The 18438-nt window shown below is 68.9% G+C and carries 12 protein-coding genes, 3 tRNA genes and 1 riboswitch; of the genes, 10 read left to right on the top strand and 5 right to left on the bottom strand.

Translation table 11 applies throughout. The annotated features are described in order from the left end of the window. Window positions 1–14: 14 nt before the first annotated feature. Together M5D76_RS07150 and M5D76_RS07145 are read left to right on the top strand one after the other, a co-directional pair. Entirely contained in the window at window positions 15–2423 is a 2409-nt protein-coding gene (locus tag M5D76_RS07150; protein WP_248922699.1) for a C1 family peptidase, read from the top strand. Between the two features lie 271 nt (window positions 2424–2694). After that, window positions 2695–3852 (top strand): hypothetical protein, encoded by a 1158-nt coding sequence (locus M5D76_RS07145; protein WP_248922698.1) that lies wholly within the window; start codon window positions 2695–2697, stop codon window positions 3850–3852. Window positions 3853–3995: 143 nt separating this feature from the next. Here the strand turns inward: M5D76_RS07145 and M5D76_RS07140 are convergent. The 3 genes from M5D76_RS07140 to M5D76_RS07130 all read right to left on the bottom strand — a co-directional run bounded on the left by M5D76_RS07140 (window position 3996) and on the right by M5D76_RS07130 (window position 4280). Beyond that, window positions 3996–4072 (bottom strand) — tRNA-Glu (locus M5D76_RS07140). Between the two features lie 37 nt (window positions 4073–4109). Continuing rightward, window positions 4110–4186, bottom strand: a tRNA-Glu gene (locus tag M5D76_RS07135). Window positions 4187–4206: 20 nt separating this feature from the next. Beyond that, window positions 4207–4280, bottom strand: a tRNA-Gln gene (locus M5D76_RS07130). Between the two features lie 387 nt (window positions 4281–4667). Between M5D76_RS07130 and M5D76_RS07125 the strand changes: the two genes are divergently transcribed. After that, a complete protein-coding gene (locus M5D76_RS07125) occupies window positions 4668–6014 on the top strand; it encodes a lysylphosphatidylglycerol synthase transmembrane domain-containing protein (RefSeq protein WP_248922697.1) in 1347 nt (448 codons plus the stop codon). A 109-nt stretch (window positions 6015–6123) separates the two neighbouring features. On the opposite strand, the gene sdaAA is transcribed toward M5D76_RS07125, so the two are convergent. Together sdaAA and gltX are read right to left on the bottom strand one after the other, a co-directional pair. Continuing rightward, window positions 6124–7713, bottom strand: a complete 1590-nt coding sequence (gene sdaAA, locus M5D76_RS07120; RefSeq protein WP_248922696.1) for an L-serine ammonia-lyase, iron-sulfur-dependent, subunit alpha — start codon at window positions 7711–7713, stop codon at window positions 6124–6126. 15 nt (window positions 7714–7728) lie between these two features. Further along, on the bottom strand, window positions 7729–9225 hold the full coding sequence (gene gltX, locus M5D76_RS07115) for a glutamate--tRNA ligase (RefSeq protein WP_248922695.1): 1497 nt from the start codon (window positions 9223–9225) through the stop codon (window positions 7729–7731). Between the two features lie 229 nt (window positions 9226–9454). Beyond that, a riboswitch (SAM riboswitch) is annotated at window positions 9455–9574 on the top strand. A 94-nt stretch (window positions 9575–9668) separates the two neighbouring features. Here gltX and metK point away from each other — a divergent pair. The 7 genes from metK (at window position 9669) to M5D76_RS07080 (ending at window position 18420) form a co-directional block, all read left to right on the top strand. After that, window positions 9669–10919, top strand: a complete 1251-nt coding sequence (gene metK / locus M5D76_RS07110; RefSeq protein WP_248922694.1) for a methionine adenosyltransferase — start codon at window positions 9669–9671, stop codon at window positions 10917–10919. A 253-nt stretch (window positions 10920–11172) separates the two neighbouring features. Next, window positions 11173–12264 (top strand): glycerol dehydrogenase, encoded by a 1092-nt coding sequence (locus M5D76_RS07105; RefSeq protein ID WP_248922693.1) that lies wholly within the window; start codon window positions 11173–11175, stop codon window positions 12262–12264. A 142-nt stretch (window positions 12265–12406) separates the two neighbouring features. Then, window positions 12407–14740: a replication restart helicase PriA gene (gene priA, locus M5D76_RS07100; RefSeq protein WP_248922692.1), complete on the top strand. Its 2334-nt coding sequence runs from the start codon at window positions 12407–12409 to the stop codon at window positions 14738–14740. 162 nt (window positions 14741–14902) lie between these two features. After that, window positions 14903–15448 carry a peptide deformylase gene (gene def / locus M5D76_RS07095; RefSeq protein WP_248922691.1) on the top strand — a complete coding sequence of 182 codons (546 nt, stop codon included), beginning with the start codon at window positions 14903–14905 and terminating at the stop codon, window positions 15446–15448. Window positions 15449–15456: 8 nt separating this feature from the next. Further along, window positions 15457–16371 carry a methionyl-tRNA formyltransferase gene (gene fmt, locus M5D76_RS07090; RefSeq protein ID WP_248922690.1) on the top strand — a complete coding sequence of 305 codons (915 nt, stop codon included), beginning with the start codon at window positions 15457–15459 and terminating at the stop codon, window positions 16369–16371. Between the two features lies 1 nt (window position 16372). Beyond that, window positions 16373–17830, top strand: a complete 1458-nt coding sequence (locus M5D76_RS09285; protein ID WP_248922689.1) for an RsmB/NOP family class I SAM-dependent RNA methyltransferase — start codon at window positions 16373–16375, stop codon at window positions 17828–17830. A gap of 134 nt (window positions 17831–17964) precedes the next feature. After that, window positions 17965–18420 (top strand): hypothetical protein, encoded by a 456-nt coding sequence (locus tag M5D76_RS07080; protein WP_248922688.1) that lies wholly within the window; start codon window positions 17965–17967, stop codon window positions 18418–18420. The last annotated feature ends 18 nt before the right edge of the window (window positions 18421–18438 follow it).

Here is an 18438-nt window from a genome sequence, read left to right as displayed (position 1 = left end):
AGGAGGGGTGAGTGATGAAAGAATCATCGAGGAGGGCCTTTGGCGCTGTGCTCTCGGGCCTGTTGGCCGCAAGCATGTTCGCGGCGATTCCGGCGTCGGTCCCAGCGGAGGAGGCGACCGTTCAGGACAGTGTCCTGCCTGCAGAGTTCGACCTGCGTGAGCAAGGCGTCGTGACGCCCGTGAAGATGCAGAACCCCTGGAGCACCTGCTGGGCGTTTGCGGGCACGTCCGCCGCGGAGTCGAGCATCATGAGCACGCTCAAGGAGAGGGGCCAGACGGTCAATCCCAAGACCTTCGACCTCTCGGAGAAGCACCTTGCCTGGTTTGGCTCGAACCCCATCACGAAGGCGATCGACGCGGACCACGCGGGCGAGGGCATGTATGTCACCAACTCCGAGGACGTGCCCAACATCACGTGGGACAACGGCGCGTATGGCGTGAACGTCGCGACCCTGTACGCCTCGGGCGCAGGTCCCACGTACGAGAAGTACTTCCCGTATCAGGGCAAGGAGGGCATGACGGAGAAGCAGTATCTGGTGGCTCACCCGGACAAGGGCAAGGCGGTCGCGCGCGAGACCGTCGAGGCCCAGATCGGGATGACCATGGAGGAGGCGCTGAACAACAAGACCAACGAGAAGGTGGCCTCGCTGCTCAGCTCCCTGCGCACCAAGGGCTACCTGACCGTTCCCGACGACCAGCTCACCGTCGACGCGTTCCTGGACGCTTCCTACCAGATGTACGTTGCCGAGCTCGCGGAGCACACCTGCTACACCAGTCTTGACGACTGGTCCATCCCGGAGACCACGACCATCGAGGGCGAGGAGTCCCTGAGTCGCAACGTCAGTTCCGGGTTCACGCTGGTGGACGGCAACAAGCTTCCCGCCCTGAGCACCAGGGACGCCGAGGGCAAGTGGACAGGCATCAACCAGCAGGGCGTCGACGCCGTCAAGTCCGAGCTGATGCGCGGCCGGGGCGTGATGGTGGCGTTCAAGGCCGACATGGCGGCGCCCGGCCAGAAGTCGGACACCCCGATGATGAACGAGGAGACCTGGGCCCACTACACCTACGACGACGTCAAGACCAACCACGCGGTCTGTATCGTCGGCTGGAACGACGACTACTCGGCTGACAACTTCCTGGCCGACCACAAGCCGCCCCAGAACGGCGCATGGCTCGTCAAGAACTCCTGGGGCTCGGAGTACGACTCCACCGACCTGGGCGACGGCAACACCATCAACTACGACAAGTGGGGCATCACGGACGAGAGCGGCAAGCACACAGGCTACTTCTGGCTTTCCTATTACGACAAGAGCGCGGCGAACGCCGAGTCGTTTGCCTTTGACGATGACCTCTCTAGGGCCGACGGCGACCTGCTGGTCCAGATGTACGACTACATGCCGTCCACGGTCGACAACTGGAACGAGGAGGCCACGTTCGAGCAGGGCGAGGATGTCCTCAAGACGGCGAACGTGTTCACGAACGACACGGACTCGACCGCTAAGCTGGCGTCGGTCTCCACCAAGACGGCCCGGACGGACGCCACGGTCAAGTACTCCATCTACAAGCTGAGCGACGGGTTCAAGAACCCCGAGGACGGCACACTGCTGGGCACGAAGACGGCGACCTACGAGTACGCCGGCCTGCACCGCGAGAAGCTTGACGGCTCGATTGTGATCAAGCCTGGCGAGAAGTTCGCCGTGGTGGCGGAGGAGACCGTTGAGAGCGAAGGCACTACGCTGCACGAGTTTGCGACCAACGCCACGTACTCCAAGGCGCATGCCCAGGCTGTGAAAGCCCAGGAGGCGACGGCGGGGACGCCTGCCGACAAGCGTGACAGGATCGCCGACGAGTACGGCGTGGCCGTCGTGAACGAGGGCGAGAGCTTCGTCTACGCGGAGGGCGCCTGGACCGACTGGACCAAATTCGCTCCCAGGACGGCGCTGCTCAACGACTACTCCATCGACAACTTCTCGATCAAGGCCTACCTGGTCACACAGGACGAGCCCGCGCCAACCCCTGCGGGCAGCGACATGTTCCGCCTGTACAACCCCTACTCCGGCGAGCACTTCTACACGGCGAGCGCCTACGAGCGCGACGTGCTCGTCGGGCTCGGCTGGCAGGGCGAGGGCGTTGGCTGGGTCGCCCCTGAGGAGGGCGCGCCGGTCTACCGCCTGTACAACCCCTACGCGGGCGACCATCACTACACGGTGAGCGCCTTCGAGCGCGACCACCTCGTCCAGCTTGGCTGGACGGACGAGGGCGTTGGCTGGTGCTCCGCCGGCGAGAACGGCGTGCCGGTCTATCGCCAGTACAACCCCTACGCCAGCGCGGGAACGCACAACTACACGACGAGCGAGTACGAGGCCATGGCCCTCGTCGAGCTCGGCTGGCTGTACGAGGGCATCGGCTGGTACGGGCTGTAGCCCCGGCTGACATACGAGTGAGGATGGGGCCGCCCGGCAATCGCCGGGCGGCTCTTCTCGGACGCGTCGTTCCTTGGTCGGAAGAGCGGCGACCAGGGGCGCGCAAACGGTGGACCCGCTCGCCGACGCCGGCACTTGGGCGCGAGTCGTTCCGCGTCGCACGTGGAGGGTCGCGCCGCCTGCCGAGGCGAGGTGTTGGTGGCATGGCCCGTGGCTCAAACTAGTCTTGAAGTGCCAGCTATGGGTTAGTTCCAGGCGAGAGGGGAACCGCATGGAGCGAATGAAGTCAGGCAGGCTGCTTGTGGCCTCTGTGGTCGCGCTCGTGGCGACGGTGGCGCTCGTGCTTGGTGCGAGCGCCAGGGCGTTCGCGTTCGTAGACGAAACGTGGGACAGCGACAAGACGTTTGACAGCGACACAGAAATCAACGAGCGCGTCTTTGTCGATACGGACATTACGGTGACAGTCGCCGAGGGCAAGACCGTGACGGTCTGGTTTGGCATCAACACCCATAGCCACACGCCCAACCGGCACACGATCACCGTCGCAGGCAAGGGCACGCTGATCGTCTATGGTGACGAAGGCGAGTTTGGCGAAGATTCAGAAGGCGGTACCGGAGGCAGGGGTGGCGACGGCAAGGCTGCCGTCTTTGGCAATCTGATCGTTGACGGGGCAACCGTCCAGTGCACTGGCGGAGAAGGTGGGGCAGGCGGCGACGGCGCCACTCCGGGCAGCGGCGGTGACGGCGCGGTCGGCCTTACGGGCAACCTGACTGTCAAGGGTGGCACCGCAAGGATGGCCGGCGGAGACGGTGGTGCAGTGGGTTTCGTGGTTAACGATGACGCCGAAGGACCCACTGCCGGCAAGTCGGCCAAGGCCGTGGAGGGCGAGATCTCCGCTAACGTCATACAGGCCAGCGACGACGGCGAGACCTATACGGCCATAGAAGGTCCCACCACCGGCGCCCAGTATGTCATCGCGACCTCTGAGGTGGAGCCCGGCCCCGATCCCGACCCCGAGCCGGCCGAGGCCCAGGACATGTTCCGCCTGTACAACCCCTACTCCGGCGAGCACTTCTACACCGCGAGCGCCTACGAGCGCGACGCGCTCGTCGGGCTCGGCTGGCATGGTGAGGGCGTTGGCTGGATCGCCCCGGCAGAGGGAGCACCGGTGTACCGCCTGTACAACTCCTACGCGGGCGACCATCACTACACGGTGAGCGCCTTCGAGCGCGACCACCTCGTCCAGCTTGGCTGGACGGACGAGGGCGTTGGCTGGTGCTCCGCCGGCGAGAACGGCGTGCCGGTCTATCGCCAGTACAACCCCTACGCCAGCGCGGGAACGCACAACTACACGACGAGCGAGCACGAGGCCATGGCCCTCGTCGAGCTCGGCTGGCTGTACGAGGGCATCGGCTGGTACGGGCTGTAGCCCCGGCTGACAGACGAGTGAGGATGGGGCCGCCCGGCATGTGCCGGGCGGCTCTTCTCGGATGCATAGCCCCTTGCTTGGATGCGGGAGCGATCGAGACAAGAAAACAGGCCACCGGGTAAACCCGATGGCCTGTGTCTGTTTGGTAGCCCGTACCAGATTCGAACTGGTGATCTCCGCCTTGAGAGGGCGGCGTCCTAAACCGCTAGACGAACGGGCCGTCTGAAGGTCGCTAGAGGGTCGCGACCGGAAGTTGTTGGTAGCCCGTACCAGATTCGAACTGGTGATCTCCGCCTTGAGAGGGCGGCGTCCTAAACCGCTAGACGAACGGGCCATTCAGTTGTCAGGCACACTTGGCTGGGACGGAGAGAATCGAACTCCCACTGACGGAACCAGAATCCGTTGTCCTACCGTTAGACGACGTCCCAATCGGTGTTGCCTATGCGCCGTTGCGCGAGAAAGTAATATACGCGACTGGCGATGGGTGCGCAAGCGGCATTTGGGAAAAACTTGTCGCACATGCTTCGTTTGCGGCCCCGTTTGTTGTAGCAAGCTTGCTTAGCTGCGAAAACTCTCCAGGTCCTGTTGTGGTGGAATTGTTGGCGAGATCGAGGGGTGCCTTCACAATATCTGGATGTGCCAAGGTCGCCGCTTCTTTCTCCCATGTCTCGGCGGCCTGTCCGGCGTGGATGCGTCCGCACTCGACGTGTGGCCACGGGGTCGCGGCCGAAGCGGCCAATCTGGTGGGCTATCATGGTACGAAGTATGCGTATGGGCGAGTGTCGCCCGTACGAGAGACCGAGATCGGGAGGCCCATGGCTCAGGCGAAGGACAAGAGGGACGTTGGCGCCAAGGCGGCGCGCAAGGCCGTCCCCAAGGCCGCCAAGGGCCCCAAGCCCCACGTCGCCGTCGACACGGGCGCGCCCGCGGACGAGAACTCCCAGGAGACCAACGCCAAGGCGCGCAAGGGCGCAATCTTCCTCGCGGCGGTCGTGGGCATCTACGTCGTCTACCTGATTGTCACCGGACAGATGGGGGAGTTCCTGAGGGCGCTCTCGTCGGTTGACGGCGGATGGATCGGCTGGGCGTCGTTCGCCTTCGTCATGTACTTCGTGTTCGGCGTCGTGGCGTACGCGATTGCCGTCTACCTGGACCATGACTCTCCCGTGGGCATTCGCGACCTCATGAGCGTCGAGGCATCGGGCATCTTCTTCGGCAACCTCACGCCCATGATGGCCGGCGCCGTGCCCTCGCAGATCTTTCGCCTCACGCGCACCGGCCTCGACGTGGGCGAGGCGAGCGCGACCCAGTTCACGCGCTTCATCATGTTCCAGTTCGGCGTCGTGCTCTTTGCCGCGATCATGCTGTTCGCCAAGGTCTCGTACTTCTTCGACACCTACGGCGACATCATCTTCCTCAACCTCGTCGTCTTTGGCGTGCACTTCCTGGAGCTCGCGGTCCTGTTCGTGGTCTGCCTGTGCCCGCGCTTCGTCATGCGCGTCGGCAACGGCCTGATCCGCTTCGCCACGCGTCGCGGCATCCTCAAGGACCCGTCCCACTTCGACGAGATGGTCAACGTCCAGGTCATGGAGTTCTCCAACGCCTTCAAGCGTGCCGCCCAGGACCTGCCGTCGATGGGCCTCACGCTCGTCGTGACGATGCTCCAGCTTGGGTGCCTCTACATGATCCCGTGGTTCGTCCTGAAGGCCTTCGGCATCGACGCCGACTTCCTGGAGTGCCTGGCTGCGGGATCGATGGTCCAGATGGTCGCCTCGGCCGTGCCCCTTCCCGGCGGAACTGGCGGCGCCGAGGGCGGCTTCATCATGTTCTACGGCCACATGTTCGGCAGCGCTACGAGCGCGGGCTTCCTCATCTGGCGCATCGTCACCTTCTTCGGCCCGACGCTGCTCTCGGCGCCCCTCCTGGGCCTGCGCTCGAAGCCCGGACCGAGCATCTACCACCGCGTGCAGGCTCTTCTCGGCCGGCTCCCCGTGGGTGGCGCCGGCGCCAGGCGCGAGCCGCGCGTGGCGACCATCAAGGGCTCGCAGATCGCGGCGCGCGCGAAGGGCCGCGGCGCGTCCGGCACGGGCAGGGCCGCCCGCAAGCCGACCGTCACCTCGAAGGGCGTGTCCATCCCGATGGGCAAGGTCAAGAAGAAGTAGGTCTCGTCACGGGGCGCGTACGCCCGGGCGAGAAGAGCGTGGAGCCGGCACCCCTTGCGGGGCGCCGGCTCCTGTGCGTTCGGGAGGTATGCGGGGATGCGCGCCGCGGCTAGGCGCAGGCGTGGGCGCAGCCTCCGCAGGCGTCGCAGGCCGAGGGGGTCGCGGCCAGGCCGCCGAGGGCCGTCTCGCGAAGCGAGGCGGGGATGGACGAGCCGACGCTGGCCATGGCAGCCACGACCTCGTCGAAGGGCAGGGGGTCCATCACGCCCGAGAGGGCGAGCTGGGCCGAGCTGATGGCGTTGGCCACACCGATGGCGTTGCGCGTCTGGCAGGGGTGCTCCACGAGGCCGCGGACGGGGTCGCAGACGAGGCCGAGCAGGTTGGAGATGGCCGTCGAGGCGGCCGAGAGGCAGGCCTCGGGCGTGCCGCCGAGCAGCTCGCAGATGGCGGAGGCGGCCATGGCGGTCGCGGTTCCCACCTCGGCCTGGCAGCCGCCCTCAGCGCCCGAGACAGAGGCGTTGCGGGCCACGATCGCGCCGATGGCGCAGGCGTTCCAGAGTGCGAGCGCGAGGCGCTCGTCGTCGGCGTCTGCGGCCTCGGCGACGGCCAGGAGCGATCCTGGGATGACACCCGCGGAGCCGGCCGTGGGGGCGGCGACGATGACGCCCATCGAGGCGGAGCGCTCGAGGACGGCCATCGCGTAGGCGGTGGCGCGGGTGAGCGTCGCCCCGAGGAGCAGCGGGCCGAGGCCGGAGCTCTTCTCGGCGACGGAACGCGCCTCGCCGCCGATGAGGCCGCCGAGCGAGGGCTTGGGGTCCTCGAGGGGCTCGGTCGTCTCGGCGCGCATGACGGAGATCAGGTGGGCCATGCGCTCGTCGGCGTCGCCGTTGGGGTCGATCTCGAGCTCGCGCGTGCGCATGACGCGGCCGATCGAGGCGCCCTCGGCGCGGCAGGCCGAGAGGAGCTGGGCGCCGGTGTCGAAGCCGTGCTCGAGAACGGCGTCGGGGGCGGTTCGCGAGGAGCCGGGGATGTTCACGACGCTCGCCAGCTGGATGTTGGGGGCGTGGCGCAGGTACTCGAGCAGGCCGTCGTCGATCGTGGTGTCGAGCTCGAAGACCGTGTAGGCGCGGCCCCCGCGGCTTTCGCGGAAGGTGCGCATGGTTGCGATGTTGACCGACGCCGCCGAGAGGCCGCTCGTGAGGGCGGCGAGCACGCCGGGGCGGTCGTGGTGCGCGATGAAGAGGGTGGGGTAGTCGCCCGTGAGCTCGACGGCGATGCCGTCGATGGAGCTGATGCGGACGCGGCCGCCGCCGAGCGACTCGCCGGTGACGGACATGGTGGTGCCGTCGGCGCCGTGCATGGTGACCGTGACCGTGTTGGGGTGGCGGCCGGCGCCGGCCTCGTCGGGGGTCTCGACGAAGGTGAAGTCGAGGCCTTGCTCGCGCGCGAGGTCGAAGGAGTCGCGGACGCGCGTGTCGTCAGGCGCGAGGCCGAGGATGCCCGCGACCAGGGCGCGGTCGCTGCCGTGGCCGCGGTAGGTGTGGGCGAAGGAGTTGTAGAGCGTGAAGGTTACGCTCTCGAGCGGGTGGGGGCCAAGCGAGCGCGCGACGAGCGCGATGCGCAGGGCGCCGGCGGTGTGAGACGAGGACGGGCCCACCATGATGGGCCCGAGGATCTCGAATGCGGAGGTTGTCATCATCTGGCGACTGCCTGCCTACTGCGCGAGGGGCAGGGCGCGCTCGATGCGGGCGAGGGTGTGCTCGCGGCCGAGCAGGGCGAGGGTCTCGCCGATGCCGGGGCTTGCGGCCGAGCCGACGCACGCGACGCGGATGGGCTGGAAGACCTTGCCCTTGCCCATCTCGAGGCGCTCGGGGATGGGATCGAGGGCGGCCTCGATGGCGGCCGGCTCCCAGGAGGCGTCGTCGAGGGCGACCAGCGCGTCGCGCGCCGCCTCGAGGGCCGCGCGGGCACCCTGCTTGCCGAGCCACTTATTGGTCGCCTTCTCGTCGAGCTCGAGCTCGTCGTCGGCGGTGTAGAGGTAGCGCGCCTGGGCGACGACGTCGGCGGAGAGCGTCGTGCGCGGCTTGAGGGCGGACGCGAGGAGGGTGTACCAGGCCTCGTCGTGGGCGAGCTGGCCCTCGTGCTCGAGGCCGGCGGCCTCAAGCTGGGGAAGCACGATCTTCTCGGCGAAGTCCGCGTCAGACATGGCGTGGAGGTACTCGCCGTTGACGAAGTCGAGCTTCTTGGGGTCCATGATGGCCGGGTTCTTGGAGACGTGGTCGAGCGAGAACTCGCTCGCGAGGCGCTCGCGGGAGATGACGGTGCTCTCGCCGTCGGGGGCCCAGCCGAGAAGTGCCAGGTAGTTGACGAAGGCGTCGGAGAGGTAGCCGGCGTCGCGGTACTCCTCGACGCTCGTGGCGCCGTGGCGCTTGGAGAGCTTCTTGCCGTCGGCGCCCAGGATCATGGAGATGTGGGCGAACAGCGGCGTGGGCGCGCCGAGGGCCTCGTAGACCATGATCTGGCGAGGCGTGTTGGAGAGGTGGTCGTCGCCGCGGATGATGTGGGTGATGCCCATGGCGGCGTCGTCGACGACGGTCGCGAAGTTGTAGGTGGGCGTTCCGTCGGAGCGGAAGATGATGAAGTCGTCGAGCTCGCGCGCGTTGAAGGTCACGTCGCCGTGGACGGCGTCGTGGACGATGACGTCGCCGCGGTCCTCGGGGACCTTGATGCGGATCGTGTAGGGCTCGCCGGCGTCGACGCGGCGCTGGGCCTCGGCCGGGTCGATGGAGCGGCAGGTGCGCTGGTAGCCCTGGAAGGAGTCGCCGCGCTCGGCGGCCGCCTTGCGCGAGGCCTCGAGCTCGTCGGGCGTGCAGAAGCAGTAGTAGGCCTTGCCCTCGGCGACGAGGCGCTGGGCGGCCTCGCGGTAGATGTCGAGGCGCTCGGTCTGCCAATAGGGGCCGCAGTCGCCGCCGACCTCGGGGCCCTCGTCCCAGTCGAGGCCGAGCCAGCGCATGGCGCGCAGGATGACCTGCGTGTTCTCCTCGGTGGAGCGCGTGGGGTCGGTGTCGTCGATCCTGAGGATGAAGGTGCCGCCGTTTGCGCGGGCGAACGCCCAGTTGTAGATCGCGGTGCGCGCGCCGCCCACGTGGAGCTTGCCGGTGGGGGAGGGCGCGAAGCGCACGCGCACGGGCCTGGTGTCGTTGGAGCTCAAGGTAGTGCCTCTCGTCTGTGCGAATAGTCAACAAGGACAAGTATAGACACTGCGGGCCGCGCGGGGCCGCGCTCCCCAATTCTCCAACTGCCGCGCACGCGGGCGAGAAGAGCGTGCGGCCTCGGTCCCCGGCGACGCGTCTGGCGAGGGGCATGCTCCTCTCGGCGAAGGGAGTGTGTGCGTGGGCCGCGACGGTTTACAGCGCCTGCGGCTTGGCCTAAGCTGTGCTCACTCGTCAAGAGGTGCCCCAGGGCACATAGAGCTGAGGGACCGAGCCCGGTGAAGCTCCGGCAACCAGCCACGCGGCATGGTGCCAAATCTCGGCAGGCTTCGGCCTGGAAGACGGGGGATTCGACTCATTTTTCGAGCCTGCCTGGGTCCCCTTTGGAAGGGGGCCTTTTTCTTTGGTCCCGCACGGCGCCAGCCAGAAAGGAAGCGAGGCTATGGCACACAAGAACTACCTCTTCACCTCGGAGTCGGTCACCGAGGGACATCCCGACAAGATCTGCGACCAGATCTCGGACGCGGTCCTCGACGCGATCCTGGCCAAGGAGGCGGACCTCGAGGAGCGGGGCTACGTCTCGCCCGACGGCGTGCCCGCGCGCCTGTCGAGCGTGCGCTGCGCCTGCGAGACGTTCACGACCACGGGCACCGTCGCCGTCATGGGCGAGGTGCGCACCCAGGCCTACGTCGACGTGCAGCAGATCGTGCGCGACACGCTCCGTCGCATCGGCTACGACCGCGCCAAGTTCGGCTTCGACTGCGAGACCTGCGGCGTGATGAGCCTCATCCACGAGCAGTCGCCCGACATCGCGCAGGGCGTCGACGGCACGTTCGCGCGCGGCGACGACGAGGACCTCATCGAGAAGACCGGCGCCGGCGACCAGGGCATGATGTTCGGCTACGCCACCGACGAGACGCCCGTGCTCATGCCGATGCCGATCTACCTGGCGCAGCGCCTCGCCATGAGGCTGGCCGAGGTGCGCAAGGCGGGCGTGGTGGACTACCTGCGCCCCGACGGCAAGACCCAGGTCACCGTTCGCTACGAGGACGACCGCCCGGTCGAGGTGACGGCCATCGTCGTCTCCACGCAGCACGGGGAGGAGGCCACCCTCGAGCAGATCCGCCGCGACATGGTCGAGCACGTGATCGCCCCCGTCCTCGACGAGGTGGGCATCGCCTGGTCCGACGCCAAGATCTACGTGAACCCCACGGGCCGCTTCGTCCTCGGCGGCCCCATGGGCGACACCGGCCTCACCGGCCGCAAGGTCATCGTCGACACCTACGGCGGCATGGGCCGCCACGGCGGCGGCGCCTTCTCGGGCAAGGACCCCACCAAGGTCGATCGCTCCGCCGCCTACGCCGCGCGCTGGGTCGCCAAGAACATCGTGGCCGCCGGGCTCGCGCGCAAGTGCGAGGTCCAGATCGCCTACGCCATCGGCGTCACGCGCCCGCTCTCGATCATGGTGGACACCTTCGGCACCGGCACGGTCGATGACTCCGTCCTCGACGCGGCCGTCGAGCGCGTCTTCGACCTGCGTCCGGGCGCGATCATCCGCGACCTCGACCTGCTGAGGCCGATCTACTCGAAGACCGCCGCCTACGGCCACTTCGGTCGCGAGGACGCAGACTTCACCTGGGAGAAGACCGACCGCACCGAGGAGCTCAAGGCCGCAGTCGCCGAGCTCTCGTAGCGAGCGCCGACATAGGGCGTCACGCGCAGGGCCCCGTGGGGGCCCTGTTTTTTGTGGCGGCCGAACGCCCGCCCCGGCGCCCCTTGCGTGATGCACCAAATTGAACGAGCGCACCAAAAACTTGCAATGCCATGACTATTTCGCGGCGAAACGACTATAACTGAGAAGGTTGCCCGAGCGCCCGCTGCCCGGTGCCCTACATACGCCGTTGTTCCGGCTGAAAGCCGGTGGTCCTCAATAGGAAGGGATTGCTATGAAGCTACTGCGTGCGATGCGAGAGCCCCTGAAGTACGTCCAGGGCAAGGGTGCCCTCCTCAAGTTCGAGGAGGAGATGGGCTACATGGGGAAGCGCTGGCTCTTCGTGTGCTCCAACAGCGGCTACAAGGCCTGCCACGACCAGATCGAGAAGAGCTTCTCCGACGCCGACAGCTATCGTCGCTACGAGGTCTTCGGCGGCATCTCCAGCAAGGGCGAGATCGCCAAGATGCAGAAGATCGTCGAGGAGGACAACATCGACGCCGTGGTCGCCGTGGGCGGTGGCTCCGCGGTCGACACCGCCAAGGCGACCGCGTACTACACCGGCAGGCACGTCGTCATCATCCCGACGGTCGCGGCCACCGACGCCCCCTGCACCGGCCTCTCCGTCATCTACAACGACGACGGCAGCTTCGACAAGTACCTCTTCTATCCCACCAACCCCGACGCGGTCATGGTCGACTCCCAGGTCATTGCCGACGCCCCGGTGAAGTTCCTCGTCGCCGGCATGGGCGACGCCCTGGGCACCTACTTCGAGGGCCGCGCCTCGATCAGGACCGAGTCGCCGAGCCTCGAGGGCACCGGCATCACGCGCGCGGGCATGGCGCTGGCCAAGCTCTGCTACCAGACGCTGCGCGACTACGGCTCCCAGGCCATCGCCGCCTGCGAGAACCACGTGGTCACGCCCGCCCTCGACGCCATCATCGAGGCCAACGTCTACCTCTCCGGCGTTGGCGCCGACAACGTGAACTGCGCCGCGGCCCACTCCTTCTACAACGGTCTCACCGCGCTCGGCGGCCACAGCGCCCCGCACGGATGCTGCGTCGCCTTCGGCACGCTCGTCCAGCTGACGCTCGAGGGCGCCACCAAGGAGGAGTTCTATGACGTCCAGGGCTTCTGCCGCGAGGTCGGCCTGCCGACGACCCTCGCCGAGCTCGGCGTCATGACCGACGAGCAGATCCGCGTCATCGCCGAGAACGCCTGCGTCGAGGGCGAGACGATCCACAACCTCGCCGGCGACGTCACCCCCGACGAGCTCTACGCCGCCATCGTGGCGACCAACGCGCTCGGCTGGAAGGGCGAGAAGTAGTCCCGCACATAACATGTGCTGCCTGTGAGTGACGGGGGCGCGTGGCGTGCACGAGAGCGCCATGCGCCCCTTCGCTCTACAATCAGGTCTCGAACACCCTAGGCCCCGCGGCGGGCCGCGCACCCAGAAGCGAGTTGGTTTCGTGACCTTTGCCTCGGTCGTCCTGGACATACCCACGAGGGCCCTCGACGCGGCCTTCGACTACGCCGTGCCGGCCGCTCTCGAGGCAGAGGCCGCCGCGGAGGCCTCGTCGTGCTCGGGCTCGCTCGTCGGCTGCACCGTGCTCGTGCCCTTCTCCCACCGCCACGTCGTCGGCTACGTCGTCGCCCTGAGCAGCGAGCCGCCCGCCGGCATCGACCCCTCCAAGATCCTCGAGGTCGAGCGCATCCTCGCCTCGAGCGCCTTCGACGAGGCGTCCGCCGAGGTCGCCCGCTGGATCGCGCGCGAGTACAGCTGCCCGCTCTGCGAGGCCATCCGTCCCTTCCTGGCGCCCGGCCAGACCGTCAAGGTCCGTCGCGCGAGCGACGCCGACCCGTGGGAGCTGGTCTGCGAGAAGAGCGGCCCCGTCGACGAGCGCTGGGTCTCTCTGACGGAGGCCGCCTCCTCCTTCGAGCCACGCGCCAACGCCAGCAAGCAGCGCGCCGTCCTCTCCGCCCTCTCCGGCGGCCCCATGCGCGTGGTCGAGCTCTCGGCCACCCTCCCCGGCAGCGCCGCCACCGTTACGTCCCTCGAGCGCAAGGGCGTCGTCTCGGTCGAGCGCCGCCGCCGCGTGCGCGGCCAGGACGCGACCTCGCTCTCGAGCGCGACGGCAGCCCGCCCCGAGCACCTCACGGCCGGCCAGCGCGAGGCGCTCTGCGCCATCGACGCCGCCTGCGAGTCCGCCTCGGGCGACGTCGTGGTCGTCGACGGCGTCACCGGCTCCGGCAAGACCGAGGTCTACCTCGAGGCCATCGAGCGCGTGCGCTCGCGGGGCGGCTCGGCCCTCGTGCTCGTCCCCGAGATCTCCCTCACGGCCCAGACCGTCGGCCGCTTCCGCTCCCGCTTCGGCGACGACGTCGCCATCCTGCACTCGCGCCTCTCGGCCGGCGAGCGCTTCGACCAGTGGGACCTCGCTCGCTCGGGCCAGGCCCACGTCGTGGTCGGCGCCCGCTCGGCGCTCTTCGCGCCTCTCGCCGACCTCGGCCTCGTGATCATCGACGAGGAGCACGAGGCGAGCTACAAGCAGGACAGCGCGCCCCGCTACCACGCGCGCGAGGTCGCCGCCAGGATCTGCCGCGAGCGCGGCTGCGCGCTCGTCCTCGGCTCGGCCACCCCCTCGCTCGAGAGCCTCGAGCGTTGTCGCGCGCGCGAATGGGGAGGGGTCACCTGGACGCGCGTCTGCATGCCCGAGCGCCCCGGAGGCGCCACACTTCCCGAGGTCAGCGTCGTCGACATGACCGAGCAGTTCGCGAGCGGCCGCAAGCACATGTTCTCCAAGCCCCTGGCCGACGCACTCCTCGACGTCGCCCGTCGCCGCGAGAAGGCCGTGCTGCTGCTCAACCGCCGCGGCTTCGCCAACTTCCTCATGTGTCGCGAGTGCGGCGCCGTGCCCGAGTGCCCGCACTGCTCGACCTCGCTCACCTACCACGAGCGCACCCACAGCCTCGTGTGCCACAGCTGCGAGCGCTCCTGGCCCATCGGCACGCCCGGCTCGCCCATGCGCTGCCCCTCCTGCAACAGCCCCTACCTCGGCGCCTACGGCGTCGGCACGCAGCAGGTCGAGACCGCCCTCGCGGACCTGCTCGCCGACGCGGACGTCACCGTCGTGCGCATGGACGCCGACACGACCAAGGGCAAGGGCGAGCACCAGCGCCGCCTCGAGGAGTTCGACGCCGCCGAGTCGGCGGTCCTCGTCGGCACCCAGATGATCGCCAAGGGCCTCGACTTCCCCCAGGTCACCCTCGTCGGCGTCATCAACGCCGACACCACGCTCAAGATGCCCGACTTCCGCGCCGCGGAGCGCACCTTCGACCTGCTCGAGCAGGTCGCCGGCCGCGCCGGCAGGGGAGAGCGCGCCGGCCGCGTCATCATCCAGTCCTACTGGGCGGGCCACCCCGCCATCCAGGCCGTCCGCACCCACGACCGTGACCTCTTCGTCACCTCCGAGCTCGCCGAGCGCCGCGACGGAAACTACCCGCCCTTCTCGCGCCTCGCCAACGTCCTGTGCTGGGGTCGCTCCGAGTCCGACGTCCGCCGCGTTCTCGACGGCGTGGCCGCCGAGCTGCGCTCCCGCACCGAGGGTCGGCCCGGCTGGGAGGTCCTCGGCCCCGCCGAGTGCCTCAAGTCCCGCGTGAAGGACCGCTTCCGCCGCCACATCCTCGTCAAGGCCCCCGTGGGAGAAGAGCTTGGCCCCGTGCTCGACGCCTGCGTCCGTGCCCAGGACAAGCCCCGCGGCGTCAACGTCGCGATCGACGTCGACGCCTACGACATGATGTAGCCTGCGTCCGGCCCGATGCCCCGCATGCGCCCGTCTTGCGCCCCGCCCGCGCGCCACATGTGTGAAGGCCGTGCAGCCGCATCGGCGCTCCTGGGGTGGGGTATCCTTTCAAGCGTTGAGTACAGCGCGGCACGACCGCGCATGAGTTGCAAGGAGATGCACATGAGTGCCGAGAAAGACATCGTCTGCGCGCCCGACGATCGCCTCAAGACCGAGTGCGCGCCCATCGAGAAGATCGATTCCAGCGTGAAGGCGCTCGCCAAGCGCATGCTGAAGGACATGTACGCGACCGACGGCTGCGGCCTCGCCGCGCCCCAGGTCGGCGAGCTGATCCAGCTCGTCGTCATCGACGTCGACTACTCAGGGCCTGAGGGCAAGAACCCCTATGTCCTCATCAACCCCAAGATCATCGTCGCCGACGGCCCCGAGCGCGAGTTCGCCGAGGGCTGCCTGTCCTTCCCGGGCATCAGCGTCAACGTCAAGCGCCCGAGCCACGTCATCGTCCAAGCCCAGAACCTCGACGGCGACCTCATGCAGTACGAGGCCCGCGACAACCTCCTGGCCGTCTGCCTCCAGCACGAGATCGACCACCTGCACGGCGTCACGATGGTCGACCACCTCACGCCCGGCCAGCGCGTGGCTGCCATGCGCGACTACCAGCAGGCCGTCGCCGCCGGTGCCCACCCCGGCGAGACCTCCGTCGAGTAGGGGGACACATGCGCGTCGTCTTCATGGGAACGCCCGACTTCGCCGTCCCCTCTCTGCGTGCCCTTGCCGCCGCACATGACGTGACCCTGGTCCTGACCAGGCCTGACGCCGTCCGCGGCCGTGGCAAGCGCCTCGAGCCCTCGCCGGTCAAGGCCGCCGCGACGGAGCTTGGCATCGACGTCCTCGAGACCAACCGCATCACGCCCGAGACCCTCGACCGCATCGTCGCCGAGCGCCCCGACATCATCTGCGTGGCCGCCTACGGCTGCATCCTGCCCGACTCCGTGCTCGACGTCGCACCCCTCGGCTGCGTCAACGTCCACGGCTCGCCGCTGCCGCGCTGGCGCGGCGCCGCTCCCATCCAGCGCGCCGTCCTCGAGGGCGACGAGCTCGCGGGCGTGTCGATCATGCGCGTCGTGCATGACCTCGACGCCGGCGCGTACTGCCGCCAGACCACGACGCCGGTGGGCGAGAAGAGCTGTCCCGTCCTCATGGCCGAGGTCGCCGAGCTCGGCGCCACCGAGCTCCTCGCCGCCCTCGACGACATCGAGGCCGGCCGCGCCACCTGGGTCGAGCAGGACGAGTCCCAGGTCACCTATGCCAAGAAGATCGACAAGGCCGAGATGCGCCTAGACCCGGCAGACCCCGCCGACGCGAACCTCCGTCGCGTGAGGGCCTCCCTCGACGCCGCCCCTGCCCGCCTCACCGTCTGCGGCAAGGGCGTCCGCGCGATCGATGCCCGTCCCTCCGACGCTGACGTCGACGCGGGCTCCGTCCTCGTGCGGAAGGGCCGTGTCCACCTCGGCTGCGCCGACGGCGCCATCGAGCTCACACGCGTGAAGCCCGACGGCAAGCGAGAGATGGAGGCCGCAGCCTGGTCGCAGGGCCTGCACGCCGACGCCCCCACCTGGGAGCGCCTCTAAGGTGGCGCGCCTCGCCGCCGCCCGTGCCGCCGCGCTCGCCGCCGTCTCGGCGGCCCGCCGCCGCGACGCGCGCATCCGCGACCTCATGCGCACCTCGCCGGCCGTCGCCGCGCTCGACGCGCGCGACCGCGCCCTCGCCACCAGGCTCGCCGTAGGCTGCGTCCGCGCCGTGGGCACCCTCGACGCGCTCATCGACGCCCACCTGCGCCCCGGCTCCCGCCTCGAGCCGCGCCTGCGAGACGCGCTGCGCGTCTCCGCCTTCGAGACCTGCTACCTCGCCACGCCCGCCCACGTCGCCGTGAGCCAGGGCGTGCTCCTCGCCGCGAGCGTCGCCCCGCGCGCCCGCGGCCTCGCCAACGCCGTGCTGCGCCGCATCGCCGAGAAGGACGCACCGCGCGTGGCCGCGGCCGCATCCCGCCTCGCCGAGCCTGATGCCGCGCCCGCGATGGCGGACCTGGTGGACGACCTCGCGCCCGCCGGCGCCGTGCCCGCCTGGCTCGCGCGGGCGACCCTCGACTCCGTCGGTCCCGACGTGGCCCGTCGCCTTGCGGCAGGCGCCTTCGAGCCGCCTTCCGCCACCCTCGCGCTCGGCCGTCCCGGCTGCGCCGAGGACCCCGACGACCCCGCCGACCCGCTCGCCGCGGCTGGCCTCTCGGCCCGAGCCCTCTCCTGGCCCGGCGCCTTCGCCCTCGACTCCATGGCGGGCCTCGCCGACTCGGGCCTCGTGCAGTCCGCCCGCGTCCTCCCGGCCGACCTCGCCGCGCAGGTCGTCTCCACGCTCGCCGCGCCCGCGTCCGACTCGACGCTGCTCGAGGTGGGGCAGGGGCGCGCCACCAAGACGATCCTCATGGCACGCGCCGCCGCAGAGCGCGGCGTCAGCGCGCGCATCACCTCGATCGACCTCGAGCCCTTCAAGGTCGACCTCGCCCGCGAGCGCCTTGCCCGCGCCGGCGTCTCCGCCATGTGCGAGAGCCTCGCCCTCGACGCCCGCCGTCTTGCGGACGCGGACCTCCCGCCGCAGCTCGCGCGCACCTTCGACCGCGTCTTCGTCGACGCGCCCTGCTCGGGTTCGGGCACGCTGCGCCGCCACCCAGAGATCGCCTGGTCGCTCGACGAGTCCTCCGTCGCGGAGGGCGGCGCCCTCCCCAGGCTGCAGCTCCAGATTCTCGAGGCGGCCTCCGCGCGCGTCGCGCCGGGCGGCCTGCTCCTCTACTCGACCTGCTCCAACCTCGTCGCCGAGAACGAGTCCGTCATCTCGTCCTTCCTCGCAAGTGACGCCGGCCGGCCTTTCGCGGTCGAGCCCGTCGATGCCGACGCCGACGCGCTTTGCCTCCAGCCAGAGGCCCGAACCCTCCTCTCCGCTTCCGTCGCCGAGAAGAGCTTCCTCCGCACGGCGGGCTCCTCCCTCTCAGGCGTATCGCTCGACGGTCACTTCCTCGCTCGCCTCCGTCGCGTCTGATTCCCTCCACACGTCGTTCCCTGCACGCCGCATACCCTGCCCGATTCTCGCGCGCGCGTGCGACGTCGTGCTTCCCTGCTACACTTTCCCCAACTGTTGTCGCAGGCTGCTGCGTTGAGTGGGGGAGGGGTCCCATGCGTTCCAATCGACACTGGCAGGTGCTCGTGCTTGCCGTCTTTGCCTTGGTCGCGTCGATGTATCGCCTGTACAATCCCTACTCCGGCGAGCACTTCTACACCTCTAGCGCCTATGAGCGTAACTCGCTTGCCGAGATCGGCTGGAACTACGAGGGCGTGGGCTGGGTTGCGCCGACGACGGACGGCGAGCCGGTCTATCGCCTCTACAACGCCAACGCCGGCGACCATCACTACACCGTGAGCGCCGAGGAGCGCGACGCCCTGGTGGGAGTCGGCTGGTCTGACGAGGGCGTAGGCTGGCTCTCCGACCCGCTGCGGTCCGTCCCCGTCTGGCGCGAGTACAACCCGTTCGCGACAGCCGGTGCGCACAACTTCACGACCAGCGAGGGCGAGCACCTCCAGCTCTGCGCCTTGGGCTGGCGCGGCGAGGGCGTCGCCTGGTACGGCGTGTAGCCGCCCATCCCCGACGGT

The organism is Olsenella intestinalis (genome assembly GCF_023276655.1).
In the GTDB taxonomy this organism is placed as follows: Bacteria; Actinomycetota; Coriobacteriia; order Coriobacteriales; family Atopobiaceae; genus Olsenella_J; species Olsenella_J intestinalis.
This window is presented reverse-complemented; position numbering and strand designations above follow the sequence as displayed.

Excerpts from the sequence above, each read along its gene's own strand:
- M5D76_RS07150 (WP_248922699.1), top strand. The coding sequence starts at position 15 with ATGAAAGAATCATCGAGGAGGGCCTTTGGCGCTGTGCTCTCGGGCCTG.
- M5D76_RS07145 (WP_248922698.1), top strand. The coding sequence starts at position 2,695 with ATGGAGCGAATGAAGTCAGGCAGGCTGCTTGTGGCCTCTGTGGTCGCG.
- M5D76_RS07125 (WP_248922697.1), top strand. The coding sequence starts at position 4,668 with ATGGCTCAGGCGAAGGACAAGAGGGACGTTGGCGCCAAGGCGGCGCGC.
- sdaAA (WP_248922696.1), bottom strand. The coding sequence starts at position 7,713 with ATGATGACAACCTCCGCATTCGAGATCCTCGGGCCCATCATGGTGGGC.
- metK (WP_248922694.1), top strand. The coding sequence starts at position 9,669 with ATGGCACACAAGAACTACCTCTTCACCTCGGAGTCGGTCACCGAGGGA.
- M5D76_RS07105 (WP_248922693.1), top strand. The coding sequence starts at position 11,173 with ATGAAGCTACTGCGTGCGATGCGAGAGCCCCTGAAGTACGTCCAGGGC.
- def (WP_248922691.1), top strand. The coding sequence starts at position 14,903 with ATGAGTGCCGAGAAAGACATCGTCTGCGCGCCCGACGATCGCCTCAAG.
- fmt (WP_248922690.1), top strand. The coding sequence starts at position 15,457 with ATGCGCGTCGTCTTCATGGGAACGCCCGACTTCGCCGTCCCCTCTCTG.
- M5D76_RS07080 (WP_248922688.1), top strand. The coding sequence starts at position 17,965 with ATGCGTTCCAATCGACACTGGCAGGTGCTCGTGCTTGCCGTCTTTGCC.